General features: G+C 51.2%; 9 protein-coding genes and 1 riboswitch. Of the genes, 8 read left to right on the forward strand and 1 reads right to left on the reverse strand.

Translation table 11 applies throughout. From position 1 onward, the window contains the following. Positions 1–226 precede the first annotated feature (226 nt). Genes FC99_RS01840 through FC99_RS01850 form a run of 3 tightly spaced genes read left to right on the forward strand, consistent with a single transcriptional unit; the run spans position 227 to position 1,983 of the window. Positions 227–982, forward strand: a complete 756-nt coding sequence (locus FC99_RS01840) for a DUF2087 domain-containing protein (protein WP_048735098.1) — start codon at positions 227–229, stop codon at positions 980–982. A 2-nt stretch (positions 983–984) separates the two neighbouring features. Beyond that, complete coding sequence (locus tag FC99_RS01845; protein ID WP_048735096.1) at positions 985–1,308, forward strand: GIY-YIG nuclease family protein; 324 nt, start codon at positions 985–987, stop codon at positions 1,306–1,308. 9 nt (positions 1,309–1,317) lie between these two features. Further along, on the forward strand, positions 1,318–1,983 hold the full coding sequence (locus FC99_RS01850) for a chloramphenicol acetyltransferase (protein WP_048735094.1): 666 nt from the start codon (positions 1,318–1,320) through the stop codon (positions 1,981–1,983). Positions 1,984–2,390: 407 nt separating this feature from the next. On the opposite strand, the gene FC99_RS01855 is transcribed toward FC99_RS01850, so the two are convergent. Beyond that, positions 2,391–3,560 carry a serine hydrolase gene (locus tag FC99_RS01855; RefSeq protein WP_048735091.1) on the reverse strand — a complete coding sequence of 390 codons (1,170 nt, stop codon included), beginning with the start codon at positions 3,558–3,560 and terminating at the stop codon, positions 2,391–2,393. 420 nt (positions 3,561–3,980) lie between these two features. Next, positions 3,981–4,072, forward strand: a riboswitch (TPP riboswitch). A gap of 81 nt (positions 4,073–4,153) precedes the next feature. Between FC99_RS01855 and FC99_RS01860 the strand changes: the two genes are divergently transcribed. From FC99_RS01860 to FC99_RS01880, 5 genes are read left to right on the forward strand one after another with little or no spacing between them, the layout of a single operon-like run. After that, positions 4,154–4,717 carry an ECF transporter S component gene (locus FC99_RS01860; protein ID WP_048735088.1) on the forward strand — a complete coding sequence of 188 codons (564 nt, stop codon included), beginning with the start codon at positions 4,154–4,156 and terminating at the stop codon, positions 4,715–4,717. A gap of 14 nt (positions 4,718–4,731) precedes the next feature. Then, positions 4,732–6,144 (forward strand): ABC transporter ATP-binding protein, encoded by a 1,413-nt coding sequence (locus FC99_RS01865; protein ID WP_048735086.1) that lies wholly within the window; start codon positions 4,732–4,734, stop codon positions 6,142–6,144. Further along, entirely contained in the window at positions 6,141–6,794 is a 654-nt protein-coding gene (locus FC99_RS01870; protein ID WP_048735085.1) for an energy-coupling factor transporter transmembrane component T family protein, read from the forward strand. The genes FC99_RS01865 and FC99_RS01870 overlap by 4 nt, the downstream gene beginning before the upstream one ends. Before the next feature lie 41 nt (positions 6,795–6,835). Continuing rightward, positions 6,836–7,525, forward strand: coding sequence for a thiaminase II (tenA, locus tag FC99_RS01875; protein WP_048735083.1), 690 nt, complete (start codon positions 6,836–6,838; stop codon positions 7,523–7,525). A 44-nt stretch (positions 7,526–7,569) separates the two neighbouring features. Then, a complete protein-coding gene (locus FC99_RS01880) occupies positions 7,570–7,932 on the forward strand; it encodes a hypothetical protein (RefSeq protein ID WP_048735082.1) in 363 nt (120 codons plus the stop codon). Positions 7,933–8,402: the final 470 nt, after the last annotated feature.

Raw genomic sequence — 8,402 nt, forward strand, 5'->3', positions numbered from 1 at the left:
CGCTTACAAATATTGTTATACCGCGCTTAACCACGATTGGTTGCGTTTTCTCCGCAGTCACAATTTGAATGTAGTGCCGCCCAATTATGTTCAGAGTGGCTGTTGGCGATATAAATAAACTCAAAAATTAATCGTTGACATATTTGGTAAACATTTGTACACTTGGGTCTATTGATACCCGCAATCCAAATATGACTGCTGGCTAACTAAAAGGAGTAACTCTAGCATGACCCAATCTGACCTCACACTAACCGAATTGAAACAGGGTTGGCACCAAACACCGACCGCCTTTATCTGTAACACCTGTCAGGCAACCTTTGCGACGGACGAGGTATTTGCCGCCAACGATAAATTTTATCCCGCTGACCAGATGATTCGCCGCCACGTGCGCACCGAACATCCCAATCGCGTATCCGACCTGATCAACGACGACAGTAAGTACAACACCCTAACTGCTAAGCAACGTGACCTCCTTGAAGCCTTCCACAGTGGTCTCAAGGACGCCGACATTGCCAAACAAAATCAGGTGGCCGCCGCCACGGTCCGTCATCAAAAATTTACGTTCCGGGAAAAGGCCAAACAGGCCCGTCTCTACCTGGCAATTTACGACAACGTTTTCGACCATCCCAATGCCCCAGAAGACCAACTCCTCGCCGTTCCCGAACAACCGGGTAGCCTGGACGACCGCTTCATCATCACCCAGGCCGAGTACCAGCAAAACTTGAAACGCTACCTGACGACCTCCAGCGTTGGTATTCAGCTCAAGCGGTGGCCGAAGAAGCAAAAGGCCGTCGTTGCCGTTTTGTCGCGAATCGTTCAGGAGATTCCACGCGACCAACACTTTACAGAAGCCGAAATCACGGCCATTCTCAAACCAATTTTTGCCGACCACGCCATTCTTCGCCGGTCATTGATCGAATACGGCTATCTCGACCGGACCACCGATGGCACCGACTATTGGCGCGCCAGCACAAGGAGTTAACTATGAATCACAAAGAACTTATTCAACAATACAAATCAACCCCCACATTTTACGGGGTCATTCAAATCAAGAATGAACAATCCGGCAAGACCTTCATCGACGTCACCCCGAACATCCACAACAGATGGGGCTACTACCAGACCAATCTGAACGGTAACTTTTACCACGACACTGACCTGCAGGAAGACTGGAATCGGCTGGGTGCCGACGCCTTCAGCTACAGTGTGCTCTGGAAGAAGGACACGACCGGGGTCGACCATCTGCGCCAGAAGTTAAAGGAACTCAAGCAAGAGTGGCTGGACAAGTGCCAGCCCGAATACAATTAAGGAGCTATCATGCCACTAAATACCACCGCAACGCCGATCGACCTCGCCACCTGGTCACGGCGCGACTACTTTTACTACTTTACAAAAATGATGCCGACCGGCTTTACGGTCAACGTCGACCTCGATATCACGGCGACTAAGACCTGGTTACGGGAACACGATTACAAGTTCAATCCGGCCTACCTCTTCCTGGTCTCGAAAGTGTTGACCAAGTTCCCCGAATTTCGGATTGGCCGGGAGAACGAGCAGCTTGTCCGCTATGACGTTCTCCACCCGTCCTACTCCATTTTCCATGCAGACGACCATACTATTTCCAACCTGTGGACCGCCTATGACCCGAGTTTTACAACGTTCTATCAGAACTATCTCGACGATGTTAAAATTTACGGCAGACAACACACGCCCGCGCCAAAGCAGCCGCAGAGCGCCAACCTGTACATGATTGGCAGCATTCCGTGGACCAATTTCACCAGCTACGTGCCGCTGCCATTCACACCGCTGCAAACTTTCTTTCCGGTGATTCAGGCCGGCAAGTTCACCGAACATAATGGCAAATGGACCATGCCCCTCTCGGTAACCATCCACCACGCGGTCGCGGACGGTTACCATGTCAGCCAGCTACTGGCGATGATTCAAACGGTGTTTAACGAACCTGAAGCGTGGCTAGGAGAATAGATTAGCGTAATTTAGTCGCACAATTGTTCAGCTCATAGACGTAAAAAAGTAGCTACCATCTGATAATTTCAGACGATAACTACTTTTTTGTAGCTGCTAAATCTATTTGCCGCCAGCAACGTCGATTGACGACTGCTGATACATCTATTGCCGCCTCAGAATAAATCCTACGCATAATCAGCATCATGGTAGAAATCAACCGAAGCCGGAGGATGCCAGGGATGTAGCCGTCCGTGATAATATTGTTAACTGGCCGTTGGCTAGCTAACAATATGGGCGAATTTTAAGACGCGCTCTTCGCGGCTTAAAATCGAGCGAGAAGACTGGTGGTTTTCCAGTCTGAAGCGTCCCCACAGCAGGCGAAATCCCTGGCAGCCGCAGTGCGACCAGTTCACACTAGCCTAGAATTACTCAGCCATACTGCTGCTCTTGTAAACATGGTTCATCAGCGAACGCGTTTCGGTGAACTCGTTCTCATCGTGCAGAACGACCGTGATGATCCGTTGCTTGCCTGCCATTTTACCGGTCCCGACGAAGCAGTACCCAGCTAATGGCGTGTAGCCGGTCTTCAAGCCATCAACGTTCAATGATGCTTGCGCATATTTCCGACCAGACAGTAAGTTGTTGTAGTTGTAGCACAATTGGCCATCAACGGTCTTCGACCCAACGGCACCATCGGTCAGGACACGTGGATAGTCCTTGATCAGATGGCGGGCAATCAACGCCACATCCTTGGCCGAAACCATGTTGGCGTTAGCGCTCCCGTAAGCATAACCGTAAGGACGCAGGTCACTGTTCTCCAACCCGGAAGCAGAAACGAAGTGGGCATTGCCCAAGTTCCAGCTCTTAGCTTGTGCATTCATCTGCTGAATAAACTTGGCATTGCTACCCGCAACCCATTTGCCCAGCGCGATGGCGGCATTGTTCGACGAGTCCAGTAGCGCGGCATCATACAGTTCCTTGACCGTGTACTTGTGGCCGGTATGGAAGACAAAGCCCCCAACCGACGAATTTTGACTCATTGAAATGAGACCCCGACTACTGGTATCAACGACTTGATTCCATTTAGCAGTACTGCCATCGACCTTCTTCAGGACCAGGTAGAGCGTCATGATCTTAGAAACGGACGCGATTGGCCGAGCCGTATTGGCATTCTTAGACCAAACGGCCTTGCCCGTCGTGTAATTCATGGCAATCGCATTCTTGGCGTATTTCAGACCAAACGGTGACTTCCCCTTCTTCAGGTAGCCATGCCAAACCCAGCCCTTCACGCTGCCGGCCGTGTTTTTCACGTAATAGTAAATACCCTTGGAGTTACCATGCCGTAACGTGGCGCGTTTGGTCACGTACCAAGTCGTGTAAGGATACGTCTTCAGGTTAGCAACTTTTCTACTGTGTGCCTGATTGTAAATGGCCCCACTTGTGCTCTTCTTGTGGTACGCCGTCTTGGTCACCGACTTGCTGGAAACCGTGGTGTACGTTGCGGCCTGTGCCGTTACCTGTGTGCCAACAGCTGTGCCGAGCGTTGTGGTCAGTAACAGCGCGACCAATGCGCCTTTAACTCTTGATAATCCCATAATGAATAGGTGTCCTCTCTTCTTAAACCCTAGTTTTGAATGTCCGTAAACTACACTACCACGCCGGTTAGGTGACAAACAAGGCCAATTCACACTTTGTAACCTGCTTGTTGGGCTCGTAACCTAGCCGTAATCCATCACTAGGCGAGCGCGCAAACTAGTTGTCTTTCCGCCTTACCGGCCGCTGCTCGTTGTGACGGAGCTTACTAAAAACCAGAGACGAATCGCACAACTCACTTTTTACATTAAGCTTATAATCGGTTAACTGTCTTTTCCCATACCCTCACTCTGAAACGACTAATCTGCACTGACAATGTTTTGGGAAGCCATCTTTTTGCGGCTAAATCTATTGGGGACTCGATTCGATTATCACCGTCAGCGGTTGCATTTCACCTGTAAATTGGTTACGCTAGGGGTAATCAAATACGACTGGGGTGCCATCGCGGCTGAGATCAAACCCATTGAACCTGCTCTGGCTAATACCAGCGAAGGGAACGCGTACTTTTAAGCTATCAATGAACCCCACTATCGATTTAGTGGGGATTTTTTTCGTTTTGGTGACCCCAGTCGCCAAAAATTAGGAGGCATCATTCATGAAACGTTGGCATATTCGCGATATTATTCTGGTAACGATTTTAGCAATCTTTATGGGGGTTATTTTCTGGGTCATCGGGCCCCTCTACACGGTTCTATCCGCAGCACTAGCCCCATTTGGCCTGTCACCATTGGCAAATGAACTCTTACTGGGTATCTGGGTCATGGCTGGACCACTGGCTGGCTTTATCATTCGGATTCCCGGCGCCGCAACGTTGGGCGAACTGCTGGGTGCCGTCGTTGAAATGTTTCTTGGCGGCATCTGGGGCGCCAGCACGCTGATTTCCGGGGTCGTTCAAGGATTTGGTTCAGAATTGGGCTTCATCTTCACCGGTTACAAGCGCTACAACTGGCCAACCCTGGTGCTTACTGCTTTGACCACGACGATTGTGACCTTCACTTGGGACCTGTTCCGAAGTGGCTATGCCGCCTACCACGTTCCCTTTTTACTCCTGCTGTTCGCCGTTCGGTTCGCTTCCGTCTTCGTCTTCGGTGGTGTCTTGACCAAGTTGATTAACAACCTACTGGTCCGCGCCCACGTTTTACCTAACGCAACTCATTAATTGGAGGAACCTATTTGGCCACCGTAACTATAAATTCACTCACATTCACTTACCCCCAGCGGAAACGGCCCGTCCTTGACAACTTATCCGTGACCTTCCCCGGGGGTAAGTTTTCCTTGTTGACCGGCGTTTCTGGTGGTGGCAAGTCAACTTTACTGCGCCTGATTGCCGGTCTAACGCCCCTACCAGCACCCAACACGGTCACCTTTGACGGCGAGCCACTCACCAAAATTGCGCCCGGCAAACGGGCAGCGACCGTCGCCATGCTCTTTCAGGAACCCAGCACGCAATTCACCATGGACACCGTGGTGAATGAACTGCGATTTGCATTGGAAAATCAACAGGTCGACCCAGCCGCCATGCCTGCCAAAATTGACGCGGCGCTAGATTTTATCGGCATCACTAACCTCAAGGACCGATCACTCATGGCCCTATCCGGTGGCGAACAACAGAAGGTCGCCCTGGCGATTATCGTTGCCATGGATAGCGACGTCATTCTACTCGATGAACCCTTCGCCAGTATAGATCCGCCAACCCGCTTAACGCTCCTACAAAAGCTAGTTGCATTGTGCACCCAACGAGGAAAAACAATCATTTTAGCCGATCACGATTTGAGCGGCTATGACCAATGGGTCGACCATTTGGCCGTGCTGGACACTGGTAAGGTGACCCTCCTGTCGGCCGAACAAACAAAGAAGCGATTCGCCGCCTTCACACCGGAACAGTTACGTCTGACCCACGTCACACAGCCGAGCTCTGAGTTGACCGTCTGCTTACAGGGCGACCAATTGGGCATTGCCCAAGGTAAGCGCCAACTGATTCAGCCTCAGGACCTCAGCTTCTTTGCCCATCAGGCAACACTGATCACTGGTCCCAATGGCAGCGGTAAATCCACGTTATTTCGTGCACTGGTTCGCTTGGGCAAGTATCAAGGGACCCTCGCCTACGCTGGCACCAATATTCAAAAACTCTCCCGTAAGCGGTATGCCCGTGAGGTTGGCCTGATGTTTCAGTCGGCGACAGCTCAATTCCTAAACGTTACCGTGACCGAAGAACTAAATCTCTCGCGGCACTTCGGCAACGCCGACTACTTTACCGCCGAGCGCGTACAGGACTTACTCACACAACTGAACCTAGCCGACCACGCTGAACAAGTCATTTACTCGCTGAGCAGTGGTCAGCAAAAGAAGCTCCAACTACTCTGCATGCTGATCATGGCCCCAGACGTTCTGCTGTTGGACGAACCCTTGAAGGGCCTCGACTTTGCGTCCATTCAAGTCGTCATGCGTATCCTGACCACCGTTCAACGCGACCTCAACTTGACGTTAATCATGGTTAGCCATCAACTGAGCGGCCTGGATGACCTGATTACGCTCCACCTGCATTTGGACCAACAACACTTAACGTATGAGGGGGTGGCAGAATGAATCCCAGTTTAAAATTAGGACTGATTGTGGCCATCGCACTTGAAGTCTCCTTCGCGCAGGTATGGACGGTCAACGTGGCACTGATTGCAGTCAGCTTGATTCTCATGCTCCTCAATCACGTCTCGTTCAAACGCTTGCTCTACCTGACACTAGTCCCCCTCTTCTTCTCTAGTACCTTGGTCTGGTCGCTGTCCTTACGGGGAAGCGCCTCGCCCCATTTCTTACTAGTCATCTTCACGCGGCTATTCGTCTACGTCTACATGGGCGGCCTCTTCACTCAGACCACGGAACCCCTGACATTGACCCGGTCGCTGGAACAAAACGCCAAATTGCCGTCTAAATTTGCTTACGGTTTTCTAGCAGCCTTTAATCTGATGCCTAAAATCAGAGCGGAGGTCGCGACTATCAAGGCCGCTGCCATGATGCGCGGTCAGGTTCTCCATTTCTGGTCACCCCAGTTGTACTTTAAGGTCATCCTGGCGGCCATGAATTGGTCCGACCAACTTGCCGCCGCCATGACCTCACACGGCTTTATCGAAGGGGCGCCCCGAACACATGCCATGACAATTCCGCTAGTAGCGCGCGATTGGTGGCTATTCGGTGGTTGTTTACTACTTGTTCAGGTTGGCCTCTTCTGTGGCTTACCCTAGACTTAATTAACATAATGTACTTTTTCAAAGGAGATCTTTCGATGTTTACTGACCAAGCCCACGCCACGACCAAAGCCTGCTGGGACGCTTCCAAACGCCATCCCTTCATTCAACAACTGCAGGCCGGCACGCTGCCCTTAGCCACATTTCGCTATTACCTGATTCAAGACCACTACTACCTCAAAGAGTTCGGCGCCATTCACGATCTCGCCGCCGATCAAAGCGACGATCCCTTAGTCGCAAAACAACTTCACGCCGGCGCAGAGCATTTACGCCAAGGTGAAGTTGCCATTCGCCAGGAGTTCTTTGACCGTCTGAAAATCACGCCAGCAGAGGTCGCCGCAACACCAGTGGCCCCAACCGGCTATGCTTACACAAGTCACCTCTACCGGGAACTTTTAACTCACGGTCCAGCGGGCGCAGTAGCGGGACTGCTGCCCTGTTACTGGCTGTACGCCGAGATTGGGCAATCGCTGGCTCATCAGGGTTCACCCGTTCCCATTTACCAGGCTTGGATCGACACCTATAACGCTGACGACTACACCGGCAGTATGACCGATCAACTGGCGCTAGCGAACCACGTCGCAACGCAAGAAAATACGCCACAACTGCTAGCAGCCTTTGAAAAAAGCAGCTGGTATGAACTTAATTTCTGGCAAATGGCCTTGGATCACGAGGATTGGTCATTACCCGAAACAGCCGTAGCGTCCGATTTCTCAACATCGCGGTAATGCGCTATAATTGAGACACCGCAAGAGAGAAGGTGGTGTCGTTGATGAAAGCTTTACGACGGTTGACGTTCGTTCAATTTTTCGGCTACTTGGCCTTAGTTTTAGGTGTGCTGATTGAGCTATACGCGTTGTTTAACGGGTTAGGAACCCGTGGGAGCGGCGATGACATGTTTGGCGGTGCGGTCGTCTTAGGACTGGCCGTAGCGTTCATTCACAGTGAACACCTGCCCTTCACGCTCGGCATGATTGGTCTGAGCACGTTGGGGTTCGCCTACTTCACATTCATTCACACCCACGCTTGGCTGTGGACGCTTGTGATTGCCATTGCCGTGGCGGCGTTTCTCATTTACTTCTTTGGTATTCGCAGCGACATTCGTAAGAACCAGAGCGAGTGGTTTCACTTTTAAATCAGTTTGTGCGAGGCGTTAAGCGACTGTTTGGTCGGTTGGCGTCTTTTTTCGTGTAAATCAAACCCACTGTCGGTATGCAAGCTTGAATGGGCTTGGGTACTGGCAGTGGATTTTTATCATTCATTAACTATTGAAGCAGGTCTTCGTTCGCCACATTCCGATCTTGGCAGCTTCTGAAACGTGTTCCGCAAGGCAGGCTCCTGCGCTTAACACCACACCATTCAGTTTATTCTAGCTTAGACCGTCAAGCTCATTTCTTATCCATTACATCCCGATCCTGGCGGCTTCTGAAACGTGTTCCACGGGGCAACTCCCTCCGCTTAACCCCAATAAGCACCGGACCGAGTCCCTCGGTCGGGCACTTATTGACGTTAATGCTCGGGAGTTAACCGCCCCGTTCCACACTCTTACAAAATAAAAACCACCCGTTGAACGGGTGGTTTTCTCGAGGGCTATAAGCCCTGGGT

The sequence above is a fragment of the Levilactobacillus koreensis JCM 16448 genome, assembly GCF_001435525.1.
Taxonomy (GTDB): Bacteria; Bacillota; Bacilli; order Lactobacillales; family Lactobacillaceae; genus Levilactobacillus; species Levilactobacillus koreensis.

Bases quoted from the DNA above. Each gene is read 5' to 3' on its own strand.
- tenA (WP_048735083.1), top strand. From the start codon at position 6,836: ATGTTTACTGACCAAGCCCACGCCACGACCAAAGCCTGCTGGGACGCT.
- FC99_RS01850 (WP_048735094.1), top strand. From the start codon at position 1,318: ATGCCACTAAATACCACCGCAACGCCGATCGACCTCGCCACCTGGTCA.
- FC99_RS01855 (WP_048735091.1), bottom strand. From the start codon at position 3,560: ATGGGATTATCAAGAGTTAAAGGCGCATTGGTCGCGCTGTTACTGACC.
- FC99_RS01880 (WP_048735082.1), top strand. From the start codon at position 7,570: ATGAAAGCTTTACGACGGTTGACGTTCGTTCAATTTTTCGGCTACTTG.
- FC99_RS01845 (WP_048735096.1), top strand. From the start codon at position 985: ATGAATCACAAAGAACTTATTCAACAATACAAATCAACCCCCACATTT.
- FC99_RS01840 (WP_048735098.1), top strand. From the start codon at position 227: ATGACCCAATCTGACCTCACACTAACCGAATTGAAACAGGGTTGGCAC.
- FC99_RS01860 (WP_048735088.1), top strand. From the start codon at position 4,154: ATGAAACGTTGGCATATTCGCGATATTATTCTGGTAACGATTTTAGCA.
- FC99_RS01870 (WP_048735085.1), top strand. From the start codon at position 6,141: ATGAATCCCAGTTTAAAATTAGGACTGATTGTGGCCATCGCACTTGAA.